The 25,043-nt window shown below is 69.1% G+C and carries 24 protein-coding genes and 1 riboswitch; of the genes, 9 read left to right on the top strand and 15 right to left on the bottom strand.

The genetic code is table 11. The annotated features are described in order from the left end of the window. Positions 1-933, top strand: a complete 933-nt coding sequence (locus JWS13_RS40665; RefSeq protein WP_206010820.1) for a phytoene/squalene synthase family protein — start codon at positions 1-3, stop codon at positions 931-933. A gap of 7 nt (positions 934-940) precedes the next feature. Here JWS13_RS40665 and JWS13_RS40660 read toward each other — a convergent pair whose 3' ends face one another. Then, positions 941-1,309, bottom strand: a complete 369-nt coding sequence (locus JWS13_RS40660) for an Rv2175c family DNA-binding protein (RefSeq protein ID WP_087556228.1) — start codon at positions 1,307-1,309, stop codon at positions 941-943. 110 nt (positions 1,310-1,419) lie between these two features. Between JWS13_RS40660 and pknB the strand changes: the two genes are divergently transcribed. Next, positions 1,420-3,438: a Stk1 family PASTA domain-containing Ser/Thr kinase gene (gene pknB / locus JWS13_RS40655; protein WP_241032509.1), complete on the top strand. Its 2,019-nt coding sequence runs from the start codon at positions 1,420-1,422 to the stop codon at positions 3,436-3,438. Between the two features lie 40 nt (positions 3,439-3,478). On the opposite strand, the gene JWS13_RS40650 is transcribed toward pknB, so the two are convergent. Both JWS13_RS40650 and JWS13_RS40645 read right to left on the bottom strand, forming a co-directional pair. Then, positions 3,479-4,864: a class II 3-deoxy-7-phosphoheptulonate synthase gene (locus tag JWS13_RS40650; RefSeq protein ID WP_124389946.1), complete on the bottom strand. Its 1,386-nt coding sequence runs from the start codon at positions 4,862-4,864 to the stop codon at positions 3,479-3,481. A gap of 42 nt (positions 4,865-4,906) precedes the next feature. Further along, on the bottom strand, positions 4,907-5,398 hold the full coding sequence (locus JWS13_RS40645; RefSeq protein ID WP_124389945.1) for a polyadenylate-specific 3'-exoribonuclease AS: 492 nt from the start codon (positions 5,396-5,398) through the stop codon (positions 4,907-4,909). Positions 5,399-5,465: 67 nt separating this feature from the next. On the opposite strand from JWS13_RS40645, the gene JWS13_RS40640 reads away from it, so the two are divergent. Then, positions 5,466-6,788, top strand: a complete 1,323-nt coding sequence (locus tag JWS13_RS40640; protein ID WP_241032508.1) for a glycosyltransferase 87 family protein — start codon at positions 5,466-5,468, stop codon at positions 6,786-6,788. Between the two features lie 13 nt (positions 6,789-6,801). On the opposite strand, the gene JWS13_RS40635 is transcribed toward JWS13_RS40640, so the two are convergent. From JWS13_RS40635 to JWS13_RS40610, 6 genes are all read right to left on the bottom strand, one after another. Further along, positions 6,802-7,566 carry a lysophospholipid acyltransferase family protein gene (locus JWS13_RS40635; RefSeq protein WP_206010817.1) on the bottom strand — a complete coding sequence of 255 codons (765 nt, stop codon included), beginning with the start codon at positions 7,564-7,566 and terminating at the stop codon, positions 6,802-6,804. Between the two features lie 130 nt (positions 7,567-7,696). Further along, entirely contained in the window at positions 7,697-8,710 is a 1,014-nt protein-coding gene (locus JWS13_RS40630) for an ROK family protein (RefSeq protein ID WP_206010816.1), read from the bottom strand. A 52-nt stretch (positions 8,711-8,762) separates the two neighbouring features. Next, on the bottom strand, positions 8,763-9,161 hold the full coding sequence (locus JWS13_RS40625; protein WP_206010815.1) for a hypothetical protein: 399 nt from the start codon (positions 9,159-9,161) through the stop codon (positions 8,763-8,765). Further along, a complete protein-coding gene (locus tag JWS13_RS40620) occupies positions 9,158-10,399 on the bottom strand; it encodes an ArsA family ATPase (protein ID WP_206011913.1) in 1,242 nt (413 codons plus the stop codon). The genes JWS13_RS40625 and JWS13_RS40620 overlap by 4 nt, the downstream gene beginning before the upstream one ends. Then, positions 10,396-10,833, bottom strand: coding sequence for an SRPBCC family protein (locus JWS13_RS40615; protein WP_124389940.1), 438 nt, complete (start codon positions 10,831-10,833; stop codon positions 10,396-10,398). Before JWS13_RS40615 ends, JWS13_RS40620 begins: the two co-directional genes overlap by 4 nt. Positions 10,834-10,984: 151 nt before the next feature. Further along, positions 10,985-11,359, bottom strand: a complete 375-nt coding sequence (locus JWS13_RS40610; RefSeq protein ID WP_124389939.1) for a polyketide cyclase / dehydrase and lipid transport — start codon at positions 11,357-11,359, stop codon at positions 10,985-10,987. Positions 11,360-11,518: 159 nt separating this feature from the next. Between JWS13_RS40610 and JWS13_RS40605 the strand changes: the two genes are divergently transcribed. Next, positions 11,519-13,330 (top strand): AMP-dependent synthetase/ligase, encoded by a 1,812-nt coding sequence (locus tag JWS13_RS40605; protein ID WP_206010814.1) that lies wholly within the window; start codon positions 11,519-11,521, stop codon positions 13,328-13,330. A gap of 63 nt (positions 13,331-13,393) precedes the next feature. On the opposite strand, the gene JWS13_RS40600 is transcribed toward JWS13_RS40605, so the two are convergent. From JWS13_RS40600 to JWS13_RS40585, 4 genes are all read right to left on the bottom strand, one after another. Next, on the bottom strand, positions 13,394-14,521 hold the full coding sequence (locus JWS13_RS40600; protein ID WP_206010813.1) for a glycosyltransferase family 4 protein: 1,128 nt from the start codon (positions 14,519-14,521) through the stop codon (positions 13,394-13,396). A 43-nt stretch (positions 14,522-14,564) separates the two neighbouring features. Continuing rightward, entirely contained in the window at positions 14,565-15,932 is a 1,368-nt protein-coding gene (locus tag JWS13_RS40595) for a peptidase MA family metallohydrolase (protein ID WP_206010812.1), read from the bottom strand. 49 nt (positions 15,933-15,981) lie between these two features. Further along, on the bottom strand, positions 15,982-17,034 hold the full coding sequence (locus JWS13_RS40590; protein WP_124389935.1) for a C40 family peptidase: 1,053 nt from the start codon (positions 17,032-17,034) through the stop codon (positions 15,982-15,984). A 380-nt stretch (positions 17,035-17,414) separates the two neighbouring features. Then, the gene (locus tag JWS13_RS40585; protein ID WP_206010811.1) at positions 17,415-17,960 is read right to left on the bottom strand and encodes an NlpC/P60 family protein; all 546 of its coding nucleotides are present in this window, start codon (positions 17,958-17,960) and stop codon (positions 17,415-17,417) included. A gap of 14 nt (positions 17,961-17,974) precedes the next feature. After that, positions 17,975-18,139: riboswitch (cyclic di-AMP (ydaO/yuaA leader) on the bottom strand. Between the two features lie 457 nt (positions 18,140-18,596). On the opposite strand from JWS13_RS40585, the gene JWS13_RS40580 reads away from it, so the two are divergent. Beyond that, complete coding sequence (locus JWS13_RS40580; protein ID WP_206010810.1) at positions 18,597-20,363, top strand: DEDD exonuclease domain-containing protein; 1,767 nt, start codon at positions 18,597-18,599, stop codon at positions 20,361-20,363. Beyond that, the gene (locus JWS13_RS40575; protein ID WP_005247708.1) at positions 20,360-20,635 is read left to right on the top strand and encodes an Lrp/AsnC family transcriptional regulator; all 276 of its coding nucleotides are present in this window, start codon (positions 20,360-20,362) and stop codon (positions 20,633-20,635) included. The genes JWS13_RS40580 and JWS13_RS40575 overlap by 4 nt, the downstream gene beginning before the upstream one ends. A 9-nt stretch (positions 20,636-20,644) precedes the next feature. Here the strand turns inward: JWS13_RS40575 and trpD are convergent, their stop codons facing one another. Further along, positions 20,645-21,733, bottom strand: a complete 1,089-nt coding sequence (gene trpD / locus JWS13_RS40570; RefSeq protein WP_206010809.1) for an anthranilate phosphoribosyltransferase — start codon at positions 21,731-21,733, stop codon at positions 20,645-20,647. Positions 21,734-21,777: 44 nt separating this feature from the next. Then, entirely contained in the window at positions 21,778-22,248 is a 471-nt protein-coding gene (locus tag JWS13_RS40565; RefSeq protein ID WP_206010808.1) for a hypothetical protein, read from the bottom strand. Between the two features lie 126 nt (positions 22,249-22,374). Between JWS13_RS40565 and ctaE the strand changes: the two genes are divergently transcribed. From ctaE to qcrA, 3 genes are all read left to right on the top strand, one after another. Then, on the top strand, positions 22,375-22,986 hold the full coding sequence (gene ctaE, locus JWS13_RS40560; protein WP_087556213.1) for an aa3-type cytochrome oxidase subunit III: 612 nt from the start codon (positions 22,375-22,377) through the stop codon (positions 22,984-22,986). A gap of 64 nt (positions 22,987-23,050) precedes the next feature. Further along, the gene (gene qcrC, locus JWS13_RS40555; RefSeq protein ID WP_192581720.1) at positions 23,051-23,902 is read left to right on the top strand and encodes a cytochrome bc1 complex diheme cytochrome c subunit; all 852 of its coding nucleotides are present in this window, start codon (positions 23,051-23,053) and stop codon (positions 23,900-23,902) included. Then, positions 23,899-25,041 carry a cytochrome bc1 complex Rieske iron-sulfur subunit gene (qcrA, locus tag JWS13_RS40550; RefSeq protein ID WP_124389931.1) on the top strand — a complete coding sequence of 381 codons (1,143 nt, stop codon included), beginning with the start codon at positions 23,899-23,901 and terminating at the stop codon, positions 25,039-25,041. The genes qcrC and qcrA overlap by 4 nt, the downstream gene beginning before the upstream one ends. Positions 25,042-25,043 lie beyond the last annotated feature (2 nt).

Below are 25,043 nucleotides of genomic sequence, written 5' to 3'. Positions count from 1 at the left end.
ATGACCGCGCTGGCCGACAGTTACCGGTACTGCGGCGCGGTGACGGCGGAGCACGGACGCACCTATCACCTGGCCACCCGCCTGCTTCCCGAGCGCCGCCGGGCCGCCGTGCACGCCTTGTACGGGTTCGCCCGCACGGTAGACGACCTCGTGGACGTCGATCCCGGCCGGACCGCCGGGGAGTGCGCCGCCGAACTCGACCGGATCGACGCGGTGCTGCGACGCGGCTTCACCGACCGGAAGGCCGGTGTGTCCGCGTGCTCGCCGCAGATGCGACAGGTTCTTCCCGCGTTCCTCGACACCGTGGCGGACTTCGCCATCCCCCAAAACTACTTCTACGCGTTCCTGAACTCGATGCGGATGGACGTTCCGGGGACTCCCGAGCACCGGGCCGAGTACCGCACTCTCGCCGAACTCCGCACGTACATGTACGGGTCGGCCGTCGTGATCGGTTTGCAGATGCTGCCCGTCCTCGGCACCACCGGGCCCGGCGCCGAACCGCATGCCGCGGCTCTCGGGGAGGCGTTCCAGCTGACCAATTTCCTCCGCGACGTCGGCGAGGACCTCGATCGGGGCCGGGTCTATCTCCCGGCCGAGGAGCTGGCCGCGTTCGGGGTCGACACCGCACTTCTCGTGCACAGCCGCCGCCGCGGCGCGACGGATCAGCGGATCGTGCGGGCGCTAGCCCACCTGATCGCCGTCACCCGGTCGGTGTACCGGGACGCGGAACCGGGCATCGCGATGCTGGATCGACGCGTCCAACCCGGCATCCGGACGGCGTTCGTGCTGTACTCGCGCATCCTCGACGAGATCGAGCGCGGCGGATACCGGGTCCTGGACCGGCGCGCCACGGTTCCGCGCCGGAACCGGTGGGCGACGGCGCTGCCTCAGTTCGCCCGGCTCGCGGTGCCCACCCGTGGCCGGGTGTGGTGAGCGGCGGTCAGAATCCCATGGCCTGAGCGCGGCGGATCACTTCGCGGGCGAGGTCACCGTGCAGGGCCTGGACGGGTGTGCCCGGCAGGCTGTCGTCCTCACGGAACAGCCACAGCAGTATTTCCTCGTCCTTGAATCCGCCGTCGTGCAGCACCGCGATGAGTCCGGGCAGCCATTTGACGGTCTCACCGGTCTCGTCGAAGAAGAGTTCGGGGACGCCGAGGACGCCGTCGCGTCGCACGGCGATCAACTGCTGATCCCGGAGAAGCTGCTGCACACGGGTGACAGCCACACCGAGGTTCTTCGCAACGTCCACCAACTGGAGGAGCGAGACGGAAGGGTCCAGGACATCGTCACAGTAAGGGATGGCACTCACTCCCCTAACGTTATCTGGTCGGCTCCGGCGTGGCGCTACCGGTCGGTGTCGCTGGCTACGATTGAGAGGCGCGTGGCCGGGCTGCGCGCACTGACGGGGGAACGGACACTGTGCACGATGGAGGTCAACGTTTGATCGGCGAGCTGCTCGACCGGCGCTATCGGGTGGATGCCACGATCGCGCGTGGCGGCATGTCCACCGTCTACCGGGGGCTCGACACGCGTCTCGACCGTCCGGTGGCCATCAAGGTGATGGATCCGCAGTTCGCGGCCGATCCGGCGTTCGTGACCCGCTTCGAGTTCGAGGCCCGCTCGGTCGCGCGACTCAAGCACCCCTCCCTGGTCGCCGTGTACGACCAGGGACACGACCGCGATCACGCGTTCCTGGTGATGGAACTCGTGGACGGCGGAACGCTGCGCGAACTCCTGCGGGAACGCGGGCCGATGCCGCCGCACGCGGTGGCCGCAGTGGTGGGGCCGGTTCTCGACGCGCTCGCCGTCGCCCACCGGGCCGGTCTCGTGCACCGCGACATCAAGCCCGAGAACATCCTGATCTCCGACGGCGGCGAGGTGAAGATCGCCGATTTCGGTCTCGTGCGGGCCGCCGCCGCGTCGAACACCACGTCGAACAGTGTGATTCTGGGCACGGCGGCGTATCTGTCGCCGGAACAGGTGACCTCGGGGATCGCCGACACCCGCAGCGACGTCTACTCCACCGGGGTCCTGCTGTTCGAACTCCTCACCGGGCGGACCCCGTTCACCGGGGACACGTCGTTGTCCGTGGCCTATCAGCGGATAAACCAGGACGTCCCGCGGCCGGGTTCGTACATCGCGGGTGTCCCGCCCGAGTTCGACGAACTCGTCGCGGAGGCCACGCACCGGGAGCCGTCGCACCGCTTCGCCAACGCCGAGCAGATGGGTTCGGCGTTGCGCGGCATCGCGGCGGCACTCGACCTGCCCGCGTACCGGGTGCCCGCCCCGCGACGCTCCGCGCAGCACCTGAGCGCCGCGGCCGCCGCGAGCGCCCCGCCCCTGGGCGCGCCGCCCGGCCCCGTCGCACCGCCGACGGTGCACCTCCCGCCCGCCGCGCCGCTGTCCCCGCCCAGCCCGCTGCCTGCGCAGCCCGGCGTGCAGCACACGAGGGTCGTCACCGCCCAGACTCCACGGCCACCTCTGGACGAACCGACGTTCGCGGTGGACGACGAACCAGACGACGGCTACCACTACCCCGACTTCGCCGCCGAACGGCAGCGGTCGCGCCGGACCACGATCGTGTGGCTGCTCGTGATCCTGATGCTCGCCCTCGCGGTGGGTTTCGGTGGCTGGTGGATGGGTTCGGGCCGGTTCACCGCCGTCCCGACCACCGACGGTCTCGATCGGGGTGCGGCGGTGACGGCGATCGAAGCGGCCGGTCTGTCGACGGAGATCCGAGGGCAGTATTCGGACACCGCGGCGCTCGACACGGTGCTGGGCACCGATCCGACGGGCGGTTCGCGGATCTCCCGGGACGGCACGGTGGCCCTGCTCGTCTCCCTGGGCAGGCCGACGGTCCCGCCGCTGCCCGCGGGCGGCGAACGCGCGGGGATAGAGCAGGAACTGCGGAACCGCACGTTCACCCCGGTGGACGGCGGTCAGGCTTTCAGCGCGAAGGTACCGATCGGTGCGGTGGCCGCACTCGACCCGGCACCGGGCACGGAACTCGCGACCGGTTCCACGGTCAAACTGATCGTCAGCAAAGGCGCACCACCGGTGGACGTTCCCGACGTGAAGGGCATGTCGGAGGCCGAGGCACGCGCGTCACTCGAGGCGGTCGGCATCGTCGTGCAGGACACCACGACAGACTTCGACCGGAACGTCGCCGCCGGGGACGCGATCGCCACCAGCCCGAAGGCGGGCACCACTGTCAATGCGGGCACCAGCGTGACGTTGAGTGTGTCGAACGCGGTGCGGGTGCCGTCCATGCTGGGGCGGACCGTCGGATCCGCGCGTGACGAACTGAGCCGTCTCGGACTCGACGTGAAGGTGCGTCAGGTGACCGACACCGACAGGTCTCTGGTCATCGGCCAGAACCCGGGCAACGGCGATCTGGTGAAACCCGGGAGCACGGTCACCCTGGTCTCACTGCCCTGACCCCGCGGGAGCAGGGCAGTGAGGGTCTCTGTGCGGGCGATCAGCCGCGGAGCATCTCCGCGACGAGGAACGCCAGTTCCAGCGACTGCTGAGTGTTGAGGCGGGGGTCGCACGCCGTCTCGTAGCGACCCGACAGGTCGAGGTCGGAGATGTCCTGCGCGCCGCCGAGGCATTCGGTGACGTTCTCACCGGTGAGTTCGACGTGGATGCCGCCCGGGTAGGTGCCGAGGCCGTTGTGGACCTCGAAGAATCCCTGGACCTCGTCGACGATGCGGTCGAAGTGGCGGGTCTTGTAGCCGGTGGACGCCTCGTGTGTGTTGCCGTGCATCGGGTCGCACTGCCAGATCACCTGGTGACCGGTGGCCTGTACCTTCTCGATGATGGGCGGCAGCAGGTCGCGGACCTTGTTGTTGCCCATGCGCGAGATCAGGGTGAGCCGGCCCGGCTTGTTGGTGGGGTCGAGGCGTTCGACGTATTCGATCGCCATCTCCGGGGTGGTGCTCGGACCGATCTTCAGGCCGATCGGGTTCGACACGAGTTCGGCGAACGCGATGTGCGCTCCGTCGAGCTGACGGGTGCGGTCGCCGATCCACAGGAAGTGGGCGGACAGGTCGTACAGCTTGGCGTGGTCGTCGTCGTTGTCGAGGCGCAGCATGGCGCGCTCGTAGTCGAGGACGAGCGCCTCGTGGCTGGCGAAGATCTGCGCGTGGTGCAGGCTGGGATCGGTGACACCGCAGGCGTTCATGAACTGCAGCCCGCGGTCGATCTCTGCGGCGAGTGCCTCGTACCGGGCTCCGGCCGGCGACGAAGACACGAATTCGCGGTTCCAGTCGTGCACCTTGTGCAGGTCGGCCATGCCCGCGCCGGTGAGCGCGCGGACCAGGTTCATCGCGGCGCTGGCGTTCGCGTACGCCCGCACGAGCCGCGACGGGTCGTGGGCGCGCACGGCCTCGTCGGCGACGAGGGAGTTGATCATGTCGCCGCGGTACGACTGCAGGCCCAGCGCGTCGACGTTCGACGACCGCGGCTTCGCGTACTGACCGGCGATGCGCGCGACCTTGACGACAGGCAGGCTCGCTCCGTACGTCAGGACGACGGCCATCTGCAGCAGGGTGCGGATGTTGCCCTTGATGTGCGGTTCGGTGTTGTCCGCGAACGTCTCGGCGCAGTCACCGCCCTGGAGCAGGAACGCCTCGCCGCGCGCGACCTGGGCCAGCTTCTCCTGCAGGGCCACGACCTCGCTGGCCACCGTGATCGGGGGCACGCTCTCGAGGACGGTCCGCATCGCAGCGGCCTGGCCTTCGGGCCATTGCGGCTGCTGGGCAGCGGGCTTGGCCAGCGCTGCATCGAGGCGCTCACGCATCTCGGTGGGCAGCGGCGGGAGTTCGGGCAAGCGGTCGATCGGCACGTCGACAGTCCAGTTCACCCATACAGGATATTCGCTCGACCGGAGCAATGGCGAGTCAGGTCACCGGAGTGACCGCGCCACCCGAACTGCCTCGAACTTCGCCAAGTTGTGCCGGGCGTCGGCGAGCGCGTCGTGAGCGTCGCCCGGTGCAGGTGGGAGCGCCGGGCTGCCGTGCTCCTCCCAGTACTGGCGGAGTTCGCGCGTGTACCGGGGCAGCGTCTGCGGCAGCTCCGTCATGTCGCCCCACAGCTGGCAGAGGGCGACGTGGTCGTAGGCGGCCACCCACGCCCACAGTTCGGGGACGATGCCGGGCCGCGGAATCAGGAACGCGTAGAGGTCGTCGCGAATGCGGGCGCGACTCTTCCAGAGGGGCGACGACGGCTGCGGCAGCTTCGGCAGCACGTTCCTGCGGACCCACTTGCCCGCGCGGTCGGGATCGAACTCGGTGGACACCGCGTAGAATTCACGTCCGTCCTCCGCGACCACCCCGATCGACACCAGGTCGATCGTGCGACCATCCTCGATGAACTCGCAGTCGTAGAAGTAACGCACGCCCGCAAACTATGCCTCACCCGTCGGCGTCATCCGGATCCACCCCTACCTCGTGAAGGAGGCCTCGGTGAGCGCACGCTCCGACGGTCGACAGTCCGCCGCCCCTGTCGCGGACCCGCTCGACCGGCCGCGGGTGCCCGTGCATCTCCGCGTCGGCGGTCTCGTGATCCGCGTCCTCGTGCTCGCCGGGCTCGCTGTCGGATTCGCCTACAACCTGCTCGGACTGCCCGGTCTACGGGACTTCGGCTTCTACTACCGGCTCGATCTCGACGTCTACCGGCTCGGCGGTTCGGTGTTCCTGCACGGCCCGACGCTGTACGGGTCGATGCCAGCCACCCAGATGGGCAACTTCCTGCCGTTCACGTACCCGCCGCTGGCCGCGGTCGTGTTCAGTCCGCTGTCGACGGTGTCGCTGGCGACGGCCGGGACCGTCGTGACGGTGTTGTCGCTGATCGCCCTGTTCGGCGTGCTCGTCGTCACGCTCGACTCGCTGGGCATCGCACCCCGCCGCACGCTGGTGTGGACGGCGCTCGGTGCGCTCGCGGTGGCGATGGCCCTCGAACCCGTCTCGTCGACCCTGGACTACGGGCAGATCAACATCCTGCTGATGCTGCTGGTCGCGGCGGACTGCCTGCCGAAGAAGACGCCGTGGCCCCGCGGACTGCTGATCGGTCTCGCGGCGGCGGTGAAGCTGACTCCGGCCGTGTTCATCCTGTACTTCCTGGTGCGCAAGGACTTTCGCTCTGCCGTCGTCACCGCGGTCAGCTTCCTCGCGTTCAGCGCGGTGGGCGCGATCGCGACGTGGAACGATTCCGTCACCTATTGGACGCAGACGCTGTTCGATTCCGATCGGATCGGCACCCCGGCGTATCCCGCGAATCAGAGCATCACCGGTGTGCTCGCCCGGCTCGGCCTGAGCGACGGGATGCGGACCCCGATCTGGCTGCTGCTCAGCGTCGTGGTTCTCGCACTGGTGATCGTCGCGATGGTGCGGGCACTGCGGGCCGGCGAGACGGCTCTCGCGCTGGGACTCAACGCCGTCCTCGGACTGCTCGTCTCCCCCGTGTCCTGGTCGCATCACTGGGTGTGGTCGGTGCCGGTAGTCCTCGTACTCGGCATCCTCGCCTACCGGCGCCGGAGTGCCGCCCTCGCGGTCACGGCCGTCGTCGGCGTCGTCGTCGTCAAACTCGCCGCGCACTGGAAGCTCGGGGTGGGACGCTGGAGCGGAACCCACTGGAATCTGTGGGATCAGTTCCTGGCGTCGTCGTACGTGTGGTGGGGGCTCGCCGTGGTGCTGGTCGCGATCTTCGCGTTCCGCACCCGCACCACGCAGCCCGACGAGGACGATCGGTCGGAGAACTCCGACGATCTGACCGTCCCCGTCGGCTGAGAGGTCGCGGCGGTCAGCTCGCCCGGGTGTCCGGCAGTCGCGTGACGGTGCTCGCATCGCTCGCCGGTGCCACGCCGGCCACCGGCGCGGAGCCGTCCGCGGCGAGGGCCTTCTTCTTCAACGAGGCCGCGTAGATGTCGACGTATTCCTGACCCGACAGCTTCATCAGCTTGTACATGACCTCGTCGGTGACAGCGCGCTCGACGAACCGGTTGCCACCCATCCCCTCGAAGCGCGAGAAGTCGATGGGCTCGCCGACACGGATGGTGACCTTCGCGGGACGCCACACGCGGGAGCCGATCGGGTTGACCTTCTCCGTTCCGATCATCGCGACCGGGATGACCTTCACACCGGACTCGAGCGCCATGCGCGCCAGACCCGTCTTGCCCTTGTACAGGCGACCGTCGGGCGACCGGGTGCCCTCCGGGTAGATGCCGAGCAGCTTGCCCTGCGAGAGGACGCGCAGTCCGGCGTTCAGTGCGTCCTGCGCGGCGTCTGCGCCGGTCCGGTCGATCGGCACCTGGCCGACCACCGAGAAGAACCAGCGCTGGAACGCGCCCTTGAGTCCCGTCCCGGTGAAATACTCGCTCTTGGCGAGAAAAGTGATCCTCCGCGGCACACGCAGCGGCAGGAAGAACGAATCCAGCACGGCCTGATGGTTACTCGCCAGAATGGCGCCGCCCTCCGCCGGAATGTTCTCCGTACCCTCCACGGTCGGTCTGCCCAACCCCCAGAGAACCGGCCCCAAAAACACGTACTTGAAGAGCCAGTACCACATGGCGTCCCTCCCGTTCACAACCCAAGCTTCGTTCGGCTCGACTCTACTTCGGGTGGGTGAGGGTCGCTACACACGGCGGGGAGGCCCGCACAACATCACACTCTGCGGGTTTACAGAGGTAGGCCGGGCGTCAACCCACCCGATCGGGCAGGACCGCCCGCGCGAGTTCGGCCGCCCCGATCATGCCCGCCGCCTCCCCCAGCTGGGTCGGTCGGATCCGGGCCAGCGGCCGGTGCCCGGCGCCCGTCGTCAGCGCCGCGTAGTGCTCGCGGGCCTCGTCGATGAACAGTGCGGAGGAACTGGCGACTCCGCCGGCGATCACGACGAGATCCGGGTCGTACACGTCACCGATGAGAGCCAGGCCGACCCCGAGCCACCGGGCGAAGTCCCGCATCGTCTCCAGGGCGAGCGGGTCGCCGTCCTGTGCGGCGCCTGCGATCCGCCTGCCCGTCAGCACCCCGGGATCGACGGCCACCTCCCGCGCGAGGACGGTCGACGTCGCCGGGTCCGCGGCGAGACGTTCGATCGCGGTGTCGACGAGCGCCGTCCCGCTGCAGTACCGCTCCCAGCAGCCGTGCTTGCCGCACGCGCAGGCGCGACCGTCGGGCACGACCTGGATGTGCCCGAGTTCGGGTGCGACGCCGTGGCTGCCGCGGTACAGCCGGCCGTCCGCGAGGAGCGCCGCCCCGATGCCCGTGCCGATCGCGAGCATCACCACGTTCCGGCCGCCGGCGGCCGCACCGAACCGGTGCTCGGCCCACGCCGCGGCGTTCACGTCGTGCTCGAGGATCACGGGCAGACCGAGGCGCTCCCCCAGATCCCGGCCGACGGGCGCCCCGACCCACGGCAGATGCGGCGCGAACCGCACCGTCGTGCGGTCGGGGGTGATGAACCCGGCGACCGCCAGCCCCACCGCGGCGACGTCGTGCCGCGCCGACAGTTCCCGCACCGCCCGGTCCAGGCCGTTCTCCAGGGCCGTCGCCGACGCCGGGGTCGGCGACTGGAGCGAGTCGAGCACCTCGCCGTCCGAGTCGACCACCGACGCACGGATGCTCGTTCCACCCACGTCGATGCCGATGGTCAGCGCCGAGCCGGGGGTGCGATCGCTGCCCGTGCCTGTGCTCATGAAGATGATTGTGCCCATGCCGGATCGCCGACGTGCAGGAGTCCGCCGATCCCGCCTGCGGCAGGCGCCGTCAGCGCTTGAACGTGATGGTGATCGGTTCGAACGCCGGACCGCCGTCGGGTTCGGTGTTCGAACCGCCGTCGCCCGGACCCGGTTCCGGAGCACCGGGGCCCGAAGGGTCGTGATCGGTGTGCTCGTCGAGGATCTGCCGCAGCACGGCGATGAGCACGGACGCCTGGCCGGCGAGCAGGGTCACGAGGTCGTGCTGTTCGCCGCGGATCAGGGCCGCGAGCGCGCACACCGGGCACCACGTGCATCCCGACCACTGGCCGGCGCCGGCAGGCTCCCCCGCAGCGTCCGCCGGGGGGTGCGGCGCCGCCGCGCGCTGGAGGATCGGCTCGAGACGGTCCAGGGCGGTCTCGGCCAACGTCCGCAGTTCCGCCAGCAACTGCGCGTGGTCGTCGTTCATACCGGCCACACCTGAGGGTCGGGCGTGAAGCGGACGACCAGATCGCTTCCGTCGAGTTCTGCGCCCGCGACGACGCACCGGCGCAGGACCGAGGCGAGGCGCACCCGGCGGCGCACCCCTTCCGCTCCCACGACCAGGTCGTCCTCCACTCGACCCAACGTGAGGGTCGACGGGTTCACGAGCGGCAGATACATCCGCATCGTGTACACAGAATCCACACCGGCCCCCGATTCCAGCCCCACCCGCACCGCAGGCGGGTTCTTCCCCAACACCGCAACCGCGTCCGTGTCGTCGGCATACAACTCCCGGGCGATACCGCCGAGATCGGCCCACCCTACCGGCTCCGTCACCGACCGGGTGACCGAGAGGATCACCGTGGTGCCCGCAGAGGCGGTCAGCTCGGCGAGCACCCGCTGCTGCAGCGCTCGTCGCCTGATCAACCATGCCACACCGGGATCATCGTGTCCTGCCGGCGAATCGAAGTGCGGCAGAAGGTTGTTCACGAGGATGGCGTCGATGCGCAGCCCGGACAGTGCGGCCACCGCGACGGTGCGCCGGGTCTCCGTCAGAACCACCCGCTCCGGTGTCGTCACCAGTCGCACAGTGGTTTTCGCGCGGTTCGCGAGCAGCTCCCGGACCTCGCCGACCGCGGAGACGACCTGTTCGATCAGCGTCACCAGCATGACGAGCCGGGGGTCGGAACCCAGCAGCGCGGCGATGCGGCGGTGCTGCGGCCACACCCGTTCGAGGTACTCCAGTGTCATCGCGGGCGCGGCCAATGTCCGGAGGCAATCCGCGGTGGGCGGGCAGTCGACCACGACGGCGTCGTAGTCGCCCTCGGTGGCGAACCGGACGATCTCGCCCAGCCCGAGCACGTCTTGCACGCCGGGAAGCCCGGTCAGTTCCTCCGGTTCGAGCGCCGACAACTGGGCACCGTGGTCGTGCGTGCCTGCGGCCGCGAGAACCGCTGCCAGGCTGCGGAATCTGTTCTCGAGCAACGTGAGGGTGTCGAGTTCGAGGACGTCGAGGGTGTCGGTCACGGACACGACGTCGCGGGCGGCGGCGATGCCGACCACATCGGCGAGGGAGTGCGCCTGGTCGAGCGAGACGAGGAGCGTCCGGTTGCCGGACTCGGCCGCCGCCTGTGCCGTCGCGGCCGCGAGCGTCGTCTTGCCGACGCCCCCCTTCCCCACGAAGAACTGGACCCGCGCAGGTCCGGCACGGCCCTCGCTGCTCAGCCTTCCACCCGCTTCTTGAGTTCCTTGAGCGCGGTGTCGGTGATCGCCTTCTCCGCCTTGCGCTTGAACAGGCCGATCATCGGAATGGTGAGGTCGACGGTGAGCTCGTACGTGACGGTGGTGCCGCCGTCCGGCTCGTCCTCGAGGACGTACGAACCGAACTGCGACTTCTGGATCTCACCGGACTCGAGTTCCCAGCTGACCGACTTGCCGTCGGGCGCCCAGTCGTAACGGAGGACGTACGTGTCCTTGACCATGCCCGCGTCGAGCACGAAACGCACCCGGTCGGCGCGGCCGTTCGTCCCGGGTTCCATGACCTCGACGGATTTCGCGGCCGCCACCCACGCGGGGTATGCGTCGAAGTCGGCGATCACATCCATCACCCGGGCGGGCGGCGCCTCGATACTGATCGACCTCTTGGTCCTCTCGGGCATGGAGTGAACGCTTCCTTTCGCCTGGCCGACCCGCTCTCGATCGCGGGGCCACGCCGTTACCGGTTCCGTATGTCTGTGTGGTGCCCGACTATCACACACGATTCCGGCGCCCGGACACAATGCCGACCCCGCCGCGACGGCCGGAACGGGTTCAGGACGGCGGTTCTCCCGCTGCGCGACCGGCCTCGAGTTCCTTCTTCACCTCGAAAGACATCACCTTGCCCTCGACGCGCCTGCGACGGTTGAGGGCGGCCAGATCCGGGGCGGCCTCGCTGCGCGCCGGTTCGGCGTGGAGGAAGTAGTGCACGATCGCTCCGTCCAGCACCGGCTCGAGCCATACTTCCATCGTTCCGGTGAGGGGTCCGGCCACGGTCCAGCGGATGCCCTTCTCGGCGCGGTCCTCGCGGACGGCGAGGGTGAGGTCGGGCCACCACCGGCGCCAGCGGGCAGGCTGCGCGATCGCCGCCGCGACCTGCTGCGGTGGGGCCGCGATGAACGTCTGGTCTGCGACCTGAATGCTGCTCACGGCGACAAGCTTCACATATGGCCATCGGATGGGTTCCGCGGTGCCCCGCGAGCAGGCCTCTGACCACCCGTGTTCGGCCAGGAGGCGGAGCCTTCGGGAGAAGGTCTAAAGTTGGGAACGCAATCCTACTCGTCAGTATTTTCAGTGTCGGAGGTTTTCGTGCCCGAGTTCAGCGCGCCACAGTCGTTCACGATCGCGGAGGACGCGTCCGCGGTCGACTCGGTGTTCGCCCATGCCGCGGCCCACCCGACGCTGGTCGTGTACAAGCGCAAGATCGACGGACGGTGGACCGACGTCACGGCCGCCGAGTTCGCCGCGCAGGTCACCGCGGTGGCCAAGGGACTCATCGCCATCGGCGTCCAGCAGGGCGACCGGGTGGCCCTGATGTCGGCCACCCGGTACGAGTGGCCGCTGCTCGACTTCGCCATCTGGGCGGCAGGCGGCGTCACCGTCCCGATCTACGAGACGTCCTCCGCCGAGCAGGTCCGCTGGATTCTCGAGGACTCCGCCGCGATCGACCTCGTCGTCGAGAACGCGGCGCACGCCGCCACGGTCAAGTCCGTGGCCGCCGAGGCCACCACGCTCCGCGGCGTCTACCGGATCGAGGCGTCGGAAAATGATCGCGGCGTCGTCGCGGAACTGACCGAACGGGGCACCGACGTTCCCGACTCCGAGGTCCGGACCCGCGTCGCCGCGCTGAAGTCCAGTGATCCGGCCACCCTCATCTACACGTCCGGCACCACCGGCAGACCCAAGGGCTGCCAACTCACCCACGCCAACCTCATCGCCGAGTCGAAGGGCATCCTCGATTCCAGTCTCGGCACCCTCCTGAAGACGCCCGGCGTCAGCACCCTGATGTTCCTGCCGATGGCGCACGTCCTGGCGCGTGCCGTCAGCATCGCCTCGTTCGACGCCGGCGCCGCACTCGGACACACCAGCGACATCCCGAACCTCGTGCCCACGTTCGGTGAGTTCCGTCCCGACTTCATCCTGTCGGTGCCGCGGGTGTTCGAGAAGGTATACAACAGCGCCCGCGCCAAGGCCCACGGCGAGGGCAAGGGCAAGATCTTCGACGCCGCCGCCGAGACGGCCATCGCGTGGAGCGAGGCGCAGGACAACGGCGGCCCGGGACTGGTCCTCAAAGCCAAGCACGCACTGTTCGACAAGCTGGTGTTCTCGAAGCTGCGGGCCGCGCTCGGCGGCAAGTGCCAGCTGGCGATCTCCGGCGGCGCTCCGCTCGGTGCGCGCCTCGGCCACTTCTTCCGCGGCATCGGCATCACCATCTACGAGGGCTACGGCCTCACCGAGACGTCCGCGGCGTTCGCCGTCAACACGATCGGCGAGCAGAAGGTCGGGTCGGTCGGCAAACCCCTTGCCGGCAATTCCGTTCGCATCGCCGAGGACGGCGAGATCCTGTTGTCGGGGCCGGTCGTCTTCGGCGGCTACTGGCGCAACGAGAACGCGACCGCCGATGCGATCGAGAACGGCTGGTTCCACACCGGCGACCTCGGGTCGGTCGACGCGGACGGCTACATCACCATCACCGGCCGCAAGAAGGAGATCATCGTCACAGCGGGCGGCAAGAACGTCTCCCCCGCCCAGCTCGAGGATCACCTGCGCGCCCACCCGCTGATCAGCCAGGCCATCCTCGTCGGCGACCAGCAGCCGTTCATCGGCGCGCTCATCACCATCGACGCCGACGCACTGCCCGCGTGGAACGAGCGCAACGGCAAGCCCGCGGGTACGACGGTCGCGGATCTGCTCGCCGACGCCGACCTCACGGCCGAGATCGACGAGGCCGTCGCCGAGGCCAACAAGCTCGTGTCGCACGCGGAGGCCATCAAGAAGTTCCGGGTCCTGCCCGTCGACTTCACGGAGGAAACCGGGGAGCTCACGCCGACGATGAAGCTCAAGCGCAGCGTGGTGCACGACAGCTTCGCCGACGACATCGCCGCCCTCTACGCCAAGTAGTGCGCCTCCGGCGCTCGTAAGTACTTGTTAACCGCCCGCGGTTGAGAAGTACTCACGGGGCGGTCACGCCAGGAGGGACTGCAGCTTCGCGGCGAGCACGTCCCAACGCCACTGCGCCTTGACCCAGTCCCGGCCGGCCGCGCCCATCGCCGCCGCCCGGTCGCGATCGGACAGCACCGCGATCACCGATCGCGCGACCTCGGCCACCGACGTGCCGTCCACGACCATCCCGGTTTCGTTCTGCCGCACCGTTTCCGGGGCGCCGCCGGACTGTCCGGCGATGACCGGGACACCGGAGGCCGACGCCTCGAGGAACACGATGCCGAGGCCTTCCACGTCGAGTCCCGCGCCCCGCGTGCGGCAGGGCATCGCGAACACGTCGGCGATCGTGTGGTGCGCCGCCAGCTCCGCGGACGGCACCGTTCCCGTGAACACGACGTGGTCCTCGACGCCGGCCGAGCGGGCGAGGGAGCGCAGGCGGTCCTCGTAGGGTCCGCCGCCGACGATCACGAGGACGGCGCCGTCGACGTGTTCGCGGATGTTCGGGAGCGCCCTGATGAGGATGTCCTGGCCCTTGCGCGGCACGAGCCGGGACAGGCACAGGATCGTCGGGCGGTCCCCCAGCCCGTACCGGGCGCGCAGTTCGGACCTCGCCCCGCTGTCCGGGGTGAACAGGTCGGTGTCGACTCCGGGCGGGAGGTGCTCGAGTGCCGCACCGGCGCCGAATGCGGACGCGAATCGGCCGCGGGTGTAGCGGCTGACGTACGTGACGACGTCGGTGTCGTCGCCGATCCGGCCGAGGGCCTGGCGGGCGGCGGGGAGCATCGACCAGCCGACCTCGTGCCCGTGGGTGCTCGCGACCACCCGTTCCGCTCCGGCGCGGCGCAGCGTCGAACTGAGCAGGGCGAGCGGGGCCGCTGCGCCGAACCAGACGCCGTTGCAGTCGTGTTCGGCGAGCAGCCTGGTGGCGCGGCGGGCGACGAACGGTGTCGGCACCATCAGGGTGGTGGGGTGCCGGACGACCTGAAACGGTTGCCGCGCATCGAACTTGATGTGCGAGTCGCCGCGCCAGCGCGGGGCGTAGACGACCAGGTCGTCGGCGGGCAGGTGCTTGGCGAAGGTGTGCAGGTACGACTGAATTCCGCCGGGTCGTGGCGGAAAATCGTTCGTCACCAACAGGGTTCGGCGCATGTGATCACCGTAGGGGGTCGGCCGCGCGGTCACCGACGCAGGGTCACCCCAGGTGAGCGCCCACCCAGTCGGTCCAGCGGTCCCGCAACTGCTCGGCGTCGACGCCGAGGACGTCGGACAGTCGTGCGTCGACCGTGTCCGGATCGGACTCCCCCACGGCCAGTGTCCGGTACAGCTCCGTCAGCTTCGATTCGCCGTACTGCTCCGCGACGAACGCGTTGATCGACCACGCGGTCTCGTAGGCCACGGAGCCGCGTTCGCCGGACTCGGAGAAGTCGGTGTTCTCGGGGAACCCGGTCGGCGGACCCTCCGCGCCCACCTGCGCGGTCAGGGCCGGCGCGATCTGCCGTGCGGCCTCACCGGTTCCCCGGTAAGCGGCGTACTCGGCGTAGCCCTCCAGCACCCACATCGGTGAGCGGTCCACCGTCTCGGCGCGCGCCGCCACGTGGATGAGTTCGTGTCGCAGTATCGCCCGCCGGGTGACGTCGGTGAGCCGTTCCGCCGACGAGGGGCTGAACACGATCCGCTGCCCGGTGACCGCGCCGGCGTCGGGGTCGACGGCGTCCGAGATGGCGACCGCGGCGATGCCGAAACCGTCGTGATCGGGACCGACGAGGGCAGTGAACTCGTCCTGCGATCCGGCGACCCACACGAGCGCGCGGCCCGCCCAGTCCGAACCCCACAGCTGGGTGGCGTTGACGACGGCGGCGGGGAGTTCCTCCGCCAGCCGGTCCACCATCGCGACGTTCTCGGGATGCCCGAGCACCACCGACGTCCGGCCGTCGCCGGTGTCGACGCGTCGCGACACGACGGTTCCGAAGTCCCACGGTCCGCGCCAGGTCCGCCGCTCGCCGTCCACGGTGGCACTGTCGCTGACGAGTGCCCAGCTGTCGCCGCGCCGGGCGACGACGAGTGCGACGGGTTTGCGGGTGGGGTTCTCGTCCGCCCCCGCGATCGCGTAGCGCAGTTGCACGGCAGGCGCCCACACCTCGTCCGCCCCGAGCGCGTCGACGAGGCTCGACGGCACCACCGTCTCGGGACTCTCGGTGATCTCGTAACCCCAGTCCGAGAATTCCACCCCGGCAACGTTGCTCGCGCGGCGCGTCTCCGCGGCCAGGAAGCCCGGCGACGCCGCCCGATCCATCAGACCCGACAGCCGGGCCGTGTCGTTCGTCCGCACGGCCGACGCCCACGTGTCGAGGAGCGCCTGGACGGCCGCTGCACGCGAGTCCGAGCCGGCCTGCGCGGTGCCGACCGCCCCGTCGGCGCCCCGCTCGTCGTGAGAGAACCCGGTCAGCGCGAGTACGACGACGACGGCGAGGACGAGTCCGGCCAGCGCGGCGAGCTCCCACGGGCGCGCCTGACGGCGTGAGGTCGGCTCCGCTGCGGGAGACGGGTCTGATGCGGGCACGCCGGTGAGTGTATGAGCACGCCCGCGTGCCGTCGCCGGACGGTCGCCGTCAGTAGCGGCGCGCCCCGTAGAAGGGGAACTTCGCCATCGACTCGATCTTCACCGGCACACCGAACGTCGAGGCGTGGAGAATGTTGCCGTTTCCTGCGTAGAGGCCGACGTGGGACGCGTCGTTGTAGAAGAGGACGACGTCGCCGGGCTGGAGTTCGTCGCGGGACACAGGGGTGCCGCCGCTGGCCTGAGCCTGACTGGACCGCGGGAGCGTCTTGCCGATCTGCTTGTACGCCCAGACGACGAGCCCGGAGCAGTCGAACTGGTCGGGGCCGGTGGCGCCCCACACGTACGGGTCGCCGATGCGGGTCATGCCCGCCTGCAGCGCGCTCGTGCCCGAGCCGGGAGTGAGGTGCGCGAGGATCGTGTTGGGATCGAAGCCGGGCGGGAAGGGCGTCCCCGCCAGCTGGTCGCGTTCGGCGCCGGTGAGATCGCCGAACGCTTTGATCACGTCGGCGATCTGCGCTTGCAGGTCGCTCTGCTTGCGCTGCAGGTCGTCGCTGACCACCTTGGCCTGTTCGGTTGCCGCCCGCGCGGAATCCGCCGACTGCTTCGACGCCTCGGCCGCCTTGGTGGCGTCCGATGTGGCCGATTGGAATTGCGCGACCTGGTTGCGGGTGTCGTTGGAGATGGCGTCCAGCGCGGACATCTGATCGAGGAGTTGCTGCGGTGAGTCGCTGACCATCACGGCGAACAGGCGATTGGTCCGGGCGCCCTGGTAGTTGGCGGTGGCGAGTTTGTTCACCACGGGCTGGAAGACGGCGACTCGCGCGTTGGCCTCGTCGAGCACGCCCTGGTCCGCCGCGAGCCGGGCGTCCGCGTCGCGCTGCGCCGACTGCTTGGCCTCGAGATCGATCTGCGCGTTGTGGAGGGCCTCCGACGTCTGCTCTGACTGCCGGGACAGGTCACCGAGCTTCGTCAGCGCCTCGGTCGGGTTGGTGGTGACCGGGTCCGCACCCGCCTGGATCGAGGGCAGCGACACGAGCGCCACCGACAGCACTCCGGCTGTCAGCACGCTGCCCAGGGAGCGCTTCATCTTGTGTGAGGCCACGGAAATGCGGTTCTCCGATCGTCGATCTCCACCAGCCGGGTCGGGTGTCCGATGCGCGGCTCAGGAATTTCCCCGGCCGATGCGACCGCGGAGTGCCGAAGAGGTGGTGACCCGGCGTTGCCGCCCGGTTGGCGCGACAAGACTTCGCAAGGTCTCGGATAGGTTACGGAATGGCATACGTTTGTGTCCACCCATGTCACGACGGGGGTGGCGGGGACCACCCGGCGGGCGAACGACACGCTGTCTGCCTGGGGCGCAACGACATCGAGGGTGGGTTCGAATTGTAATTCGAACCCACCCTCGGTGGTCGTGCGAGATCCTGCGAAGCTACCCCGTGCATCCCCGCCCTCGACTCGGTGGATGCCTCGCCTCGTGTCGGATCAGTAGCGGCGTGCGCCGTCGAAAGGCATGGACGCGATGGGCGCCAACTTGACGGGCTGACCCTCGGTGGAGGCGTGGATCACGTTGCCGTTGCCGGCGTAGATGCCCGAGTGCGAGCCGCCGTAGAAGGAGATCACGTCGCCGGGGCGGAGATCGGACTGCGACACCGGAGTACCGGCGGCCGCCTGCGCGTAGCTGGTGCGCGGCAGGTTCAGTCCGGCCTGCTTGAACGCCCACTGCACCAGGCCGGAGCAGTCGAACGAGTTGGGACCTGCGGCGCCGTAGACGTACGGCGAGCCGAGCTTGGTCTGAGCGGCCTGAACGGCCTTGTCGCCTGCGGTGCTGCCCGGCGCGGGGGGCACGGGCAGGTTCGGGACACCGGGGATCTGCGGGATGACGACACCCGGGATCTCGAAGGTTCCGACACCGGGGATGGTGATGGGGTCTGCGGCCGCGGGGGCCGCGGTAGCGGTGAGCGCTCCGACTGCGAGCGCGCCGGCGACGACTGCCCGTCGCACATTCCGCTTGGAAACTTGTGACGCCACGAAAGGGGTACTCCGTTTCTTCCATTCATCCGCCGACCGAGTTAGCTGACGGGTTCGGGCTGGGAAGATCAGCCCTACCCACCGGTGCGTGAGGACGTCCCGGCGGGATTCACCCCAGTAGAAACTTGGGTTCCCGGTACGACCGCTCTCGCGAGTGGCCGATTAGGCGGTGACTAGCGATGCTGCCCCGGTGTTGGGGCTGCGAGACTCCGCTAGGTCTCAGGAAGGTTACGAAATGGAATACCCCGATGTCGACCGGAACACGCGGAAAGTGTCCGTTTGCACCGTTTCGGGGTTTGCGGGCGCGCGATACCCACATTCGGTAACGACTGGATAACAAGCGGTATGTTTCCGTTCGCTTTTCGACAGCGGGAGTGGGGATTTCGCGTAGCCCCGCGACTCCCCTTCCTGGACTCGCGCCACATTCCCGCTGTTCAACGGGGGTGGCGCGGACCCTGTTCGACAGGCGCGCCGGACCCGCAGCCCGCAGTCCCCCCGCCCCTGAAACCCACGTTCCGAGTCGCTCGCCCGGCCGCCCCTCCACCCGCCGCCGCAGCCCGCAAACGGGCAGTGTGATCCTCGTCTCTCCGGGCTCCCCGGGCGGGTCTGTCGGTGCCCGTCCATACGCTCTGAGCCGTGAGTGTCCCCGGCGTACCCGAACAGCTGAGATTCGACGAGCTCGACACCCCGCTGCGGGACACCACGTTCGTGGTGGTCGACCTCGAGACCACCGGAGCGCGACCGGGCGAGGACGCCATCACCGAGATCGGGGCGGTGAAGATCCGCGGCGGCGAGGTGATCGCCGAGATGGCCACCCTGGTCGACCCGGGACGGTCCATCCCGCCGCACATCGTCGAGATCACGGGCATCACCACTGCGATGGTGATCGATGCACCCCGCATCGAGCGCGTGCTGCCCGCGTTCCTGGAGTTCGCACGCGGGGCGGTGCTCGTCGCCCACAACGCCCCCTTCGACACCGGCTTCCTCAAGGCCGCCGCATCGGCCACCGACACCCCCTGGCCCAAGTTCACCGTGCTCTGCACGGTCAAACTGGCCCGGCGGGTCCTCACCCGCGACGAGGCGCCGTCCGTGAAACTGTCGTCGCTGGCCCGGCTGTTCGACGCCGGGACCACCCCGACCCACCGGGCCCTCGACGACGCCCGCGCCACCGTCGACGTGCTGCACGCCCTCATCGCCCGGGTCGGCAACCAGGGAGTGCACAGCCTCACCGAGCTCGTCGACTACCTACCCGACGTCTCCTCGCACCAGCGGGCCAAACGCACGCTCGCCAGTCATCTCCCCCGTTCGCCCGGCGTCTACCTGTTCCGCGGGCCGTCCGACGAGGTCCTCTACGTCGGCACGACGACGGATCTGCGCCGCCGGGTGCGCAACTACTTCACCGGCTCCGAGACGCGCGGCCGGATGAAGGAGATGGTCGCGCTGACCACCCGGATCGACCACGTCGAATGCGCGCACGCTCTCGAGGCGGGCGTGCGCGAGCTCCGGCTGCTCGCCGCCCACACGCCGCCGTACAACCGGCGGTCCAAGTACCCGAAGCGCGGCTGGTGGATCACTCTCACCGCGGAGGCCTTCCCCCGGCTGTCGGTCGTGCGGACCCCGTCCGCCGATTCACTCGGACCGTTCCGGTCCCGCTCGACCGCCGTCGACGTCGCCGACGTCCTCGCCGAGTACTGCGTTCTCCGCACGTGCACGAGCCGGATTCCGAAGGGACGGGCGCACGGTGCGCAGTGTCCGCCCCGCGAGCTCGGGCGCTGCCCCGCGTCCGTCCACGGCCGCGACACGGAGGACGCCTACCGTCCCGGTCCGGAACTCTTCCGGCTCTTCCTGCGCGGCGCCGACGACGCGCCGCTGCACCGGATGCGCGCACGGGTGGAGGAACTGGCCGCGGGCGAGTTGTTCGAGAACGCCGCGCGGCTGCGGGATCGCACTGCGGAGGTCGTCCTCGCATTGCGCAGAATGCAGCGCCTGGCCGCCTTGACCGCCCTCGATCAGCTCGTGGCCGCTCGCCCCGCCGCGACCGGCGGCTGGGAGTTCGCAGTGATCCGTTCCGGGCGTCTCGCGTCCGCGGGCTGCGCCCGGCGGGGAATCCACCCGATGCCGGTGGTCGACGCGCTCGTCCTCACCGCCGAAACCGTCGTTCCGGACGCGACTCCGCTTCGCGGCGCATCCCCCGAGGAGGCCGGACTGCTCGCGCGCTGGCTCGACCAGGACGACACCCGGATCGTCAGCGCATCCTCGGGGTGGTGTGAGCCCGCACGGGGTGCCGGATCCTGGTCCGAGTGGTGCGCGCTCGCCCGCGCCGGCAGCGCGTCGACACGGGACGCCGAGACCCGACCACCCGCACCGGGTTCCGCCGACCACCGCTTAGGCTGGCGATCATGATCAACGCCATCGTCCTGATCCACGCCGAAGCCCACCGCATCCCGGAGACCGCTCAGGCCGTCGCCGACATCGAGGGCGTCGACAAGGTCTACTCCTGCGCAGGCGACGTCGACCTCATTGCGATCGTGCGGGTCCGGGACCACGCGAAGATCGCGGAGGTCGTCACCGAGGGAATCAACAAGGTGGACGGCGTCTCGCGGACGGCGACGCACATCGCGTTCCAGTCCTACTCCAGCGCCGACGTGGAAGCGGGCTTCTCCATCGGCGAATAGGTCCGCCGGCTATTTGCTGGTCGCCAGGCCCGACGTGAGTTCGGCCCACCGGCCGAGCAGCGTCGCGGCCGCTCCGCTGTCGATGGACTGGGCCGCCGTCGAGAGCCCGTCCGACAGTCCCTCCTCGAGGGTGCGGCCGCCGAGACCCCGGAACGCCGCGATCGCCGCCGCGGCGTTGAGCAGGACCGCGTCGCGGACGGGGCCGGTCTCACCCGCGAGGAGTCGCCGCGCCACCGCCGCGTTCACGTCGGCGTCGCCGCCGCGCAGTGCGTCGAGCGACACCCGCGCGATGCCGATGTCGCGGGGGTCGAACTGACGGGTGGTCACCGACCCGTCGGCGACGATGTGGACGGTCGACGTGGTCGACGTCGTCAATTCGTCCAGGCCGTCGTCGCCGCGCACCACCAGCGCCGAATTGCCGCGCTGCGCGAGCACACCGGCCACCACCGAGATCAGGCCGGGGAAGGCGCAGCCGATGAGGCCGGCCCGCGGACGAGCCGGGTTGGTGAGCGGTCCGAGCACGTTGAAGACGGTCGGGATGCCGATCTCCTTGCGGGGCGCGCCCGCGAACCGCAGCGCGGGGTGGAACACCGGCGCGAAGCAGAAGCCGATGCCGACCTCCCGCACGCAGCGGGCCACCTCGTCGGGGCCGAGATTGATCTTGACGCCGAGCGCCTCGAGAACGTCCGCCCCACCACTCTTGGAGGACGCCGCCCGGTTTCCGTGCTTGACGACGCGGATGCCGGACGCCGCGACCACGAGTGACGCCATCGTCGAGATGTTCACCGTGTTGGATCGGTCACCACCGGTGCCGACGATGTCGACGACGTCGTCGTCGACGGGGACCTTGCGTGCGTGCCCGAGCATCGAGTCCGCCAGGCCGCGCAACTCCTCCGGCGTCTCGCCTTTCATCTTGAGGGCGACGCCGAATGCCGCGATCTGCGCGGACGTGGCGTTGTCCGACATGATCTCGTCCATCGCCCATTTCGCGTCGTCCACGGCGAGGTCACGTCCGTCGGTGAGCGCACCGAGGACCGACGGCCAGGTGCGCGCAGGTAGCACACCGTCGTTGGTCCCCTGAGCAGTCGGGCTCTGCATCGTCGTGTCCCCTTGTACTAGTGGCGGATCCGATCCCTGGCAGCCTAGTCACCGGGCAGATCGGACTCGCGCGCCGGTTGCGTCGCGTCCCATCCGTCGACCGAGCCCCCGAGCCGCTGGGCCAGCCCGGCCATCCTCGACCGTTCCTGGGAGCAGTGCAGGGCATCGAGGACCTGAACCCGCTGCAGCACGAGTTCGACGGTCGCACCGTCCTCGGCCGGGGACGCCTGCCCGCCCGGATGCTGCGGCCGGTACCCGTCCTGGGCGGCGATCGACACGGCGTCGGCCACCGAGGACACAGGCAGCCGCAAGTGGTGCCGCAGTACTGCTTCCGCGTCGGCGTCCCAGCGCGGATCCTCGGCGGCGGCACGGTCGAGCGCGGTCGAGCACGCCTCCACGTCGTCGAAGCTCGAGGCGACGACCACGAGGTCGGGCCGATCCTGATCGAGAGGGGTCTGCTTCCGACTTCCGAACAGTCGCCGCAGCCACCCCGTACTGTTGTCTCCAGAGCGCATGACTCCACCCTTTCACGGTCCGCGACCAGGCTGTCAGCAGGGAGAATCGGACAAGCGGGGCGCCTCGGCGCGCCGAGGGTGGACCCGGGTAGTCGTCTCTTACGACGAAGCGTCATACTTCTGTCTGTGACGAGCGCAGTAGGGACTTCAGGATCAGCAATCACCCAACGCGTGCACTCGCTGAACCGACCTAACATGGTCAGCGTTGGCACCATCGTGTGGTTGTCAAGTGAGCTCATGTTCTTCGCAGGGCTCTTCGCCATGTATTTCGTGGCGCGATCGCAGGCGAATGGAAACTGGCCGCCGGAGCCGACCGAGCTGAACCTGTTCCTGGCCGTGCCGGTGACGCTGGTGCTGATCGCCTCGTCGTTCACCTGCCAGATGGGTGTCTTCGCAGCGGAGCGCGGCGACGTCTTCGGCCTCCGCCGGTGGTACCTCCTCACGTTGGCGATGGGCACCTTCTTCGTCCTCGGACAGGGATACGAGTACATCCACCTCATCGAAGAGGGCACCTCCATCTCGAGCAGCGTGTACGGCTCGGTCTTCTACATGACCACTGGCTTCCACGGCATGCACGTGATCGGCGGCCTCATCGCGTTCGTGTTCCTGATCGCCCGCACCAAGGTCAGCAAGTTCACGCCCGCCCAGGCCACCGCCGCCATCGTCGTCTCGTACTACTGGCACTTCGTCGACATCGTGTGGATCGCCCTGTTTGCCACGATCTATTTCATCCGTTGATCAGCTGAACGCCCCAGGCAGCCCCCTGACGTCCAGTCCGTCCCGACATACCAAAGGGATACAGATGAGTTCATCCCCCCCTCCCGCATCCGACACCACAGCGTCTGCCGCCAAGGCACGCCGCCAGCGGAAGCTCCGCAGGCGCGCCATGGGCGCCCTGGTCCTGATGATGGGACTGGTCAGCGCCGGTTTCCTCGCGTCCGCGTTGACGCCAACCCCGCAGGTGGCCACCGCCACCGATGATCAGGCAGCACTGATCCGCGAGGGCAAGCAGTTGTACGACACCTCGTGCATCACGTGCCACGGCGCGAACCTGCAGGGTGTGCAGGACCGCGGCCCCAGCCTGATCGGTGTCGGCGAGGCCGCCGTGTACTTCCAGGTGTCGTCGGGACGTATGCCCGCATCGCGCAACGAGGCCCAGGTCGAGCGCAAGCCCGTCAAGTTCGACGCCGAGCAGACGGACGCCATCGGCGCGTACGTCCAGGCCAACGGCGGCGGCCCCACGGTCATTCGCGACGAGAACGGCGAAGTCGCCCAGTCTTCGCTGCGCGGCGGCGACATCGGACGCGGCAGCGAGCTGTTCCGTCTCAACTGCGCGTCCTGCCACAACTTCACCGGGCGCGGCGGTGCGCTGTCGTCCGGTAAGTACGCGCCGGTCCTCGACCCGGCCAACGAGCAACAGATCTACACCGCGATGGTCACCGGTCCGCAGAACATGCCCAAGTTCTCGGATCGTCAGCTGACCCTCGAGGAGAAGAAAGACATCATCGCCTACATCAAGTCGTCGGGCGAGACGAAGCAGCCCGGTGGCTACGGACTCGGCGGCATCGGTCCCGCCTCCGAGGGCTTGGCCATGTGGGTCGTCGGAATCATCGCTGTCGTCGGTGCAGCACTGTGGATCGGAGCAAGGTCATGAGCGACGCTGGCCAGCCGGGCGGCGCCACGCCAAAGAAGTACACGGATGCAGAACTCGAGAACCTGAGCCGCGACGAACTGGTCGAGCTCGGCACGAACCTCGACCACGTCGATGTCGCGTTCCGCCGCAACCGCTGGGCGGTTCCGGGAACGAAGGCCGAGAAGCGCGCCGAGCGGTCGGTCGCGTTCTGGTTCGCACTCTCCGGCATCTCCGCGATCGCGTTCATCGCGATCTACCTCTTCTGGCCCTGGGAGTACGCGGGCTCCGGCGAGGAGCACTACTCGGCGTACAGCCTGTACACGCCGCTGATCGGCCTCACCATGGGTCTGGCCATCCTCGGCCTCGGTGTCGGCGCGGTGCAGTTCACCAAGAAGTTCATCCCCGAAGAGGTGTCCATCCAGGACCGCCACGACGGTGGATCGTCCGAGGTCGATCGCAAGACGATCGTCGCGGAACTCGGCGACTCGTTCGACACGTCGACGCTGGGACGCCGCAAGCTCCTCAAGCGCACCCTGATCTTCGGCGGCGGTGCCCTCGGCATCATGTCCGTCATGCCCCTCGGTGGTCTGATCAAGAACCCGTGGGCCAAGCGCGACGACTCCCCGCTGTGGGTGTCGGGATGGACCCCCCGCTACGAGGGCGAGACCATCTACCTGCGCCGCGACACCGGTCGTCCCGAGGACGTCGTCCTGGTTCGCCCGGAAGACCTGGACGCCGGCGCCATGGAAACGGTGTTCCCCTTCCGCGAGTCCGATCGCGGCGACCACGACGCGCTGCTCGAGGCGCTGCGCGGCATCCGTAACGCGACCATGCTCATCCGCCTCCGCACGGAGGACGCGGCAAACGTCACCAAGCGCAAGGGCCAGGAGAGCTTCAACTACGGCGACTACTTCGCCTTCTCGAAGATCTGCACCCACCTCGGCTGCCCCACCTCCCTGTACGAGCAGCAGACCAACCGAATCCTCTGCCCCTGCCACCAGTCGCAGTTCGATGCGCTGACCTACGGAAAGCCGATTTTCGGTCCGGCCGCTCGTGCACTTCCGCAGTTGCCTATTACAGTGAACGAAGAGGGTTTCCTAGTCACAACGGGTGACTACATCGAAGCTCTCGGCCCGGCATTTTGGGAGCGTCGACCGTGACC

The organism is Rhodococcus pseudokoreensis (assembly GCF_017068395.1).
Taxonomy (GTDB): domain Bacteria; phylum Actinomycetota; class Actinomycetes; order Mycobacteriales; family Mycobacteriaceae; genus Rhodococcus_F; species Rhodococcus_F pseudokoreensis.
This window is presented reverse-complemented; position numbering and strand designations above follow the sequence as displayed.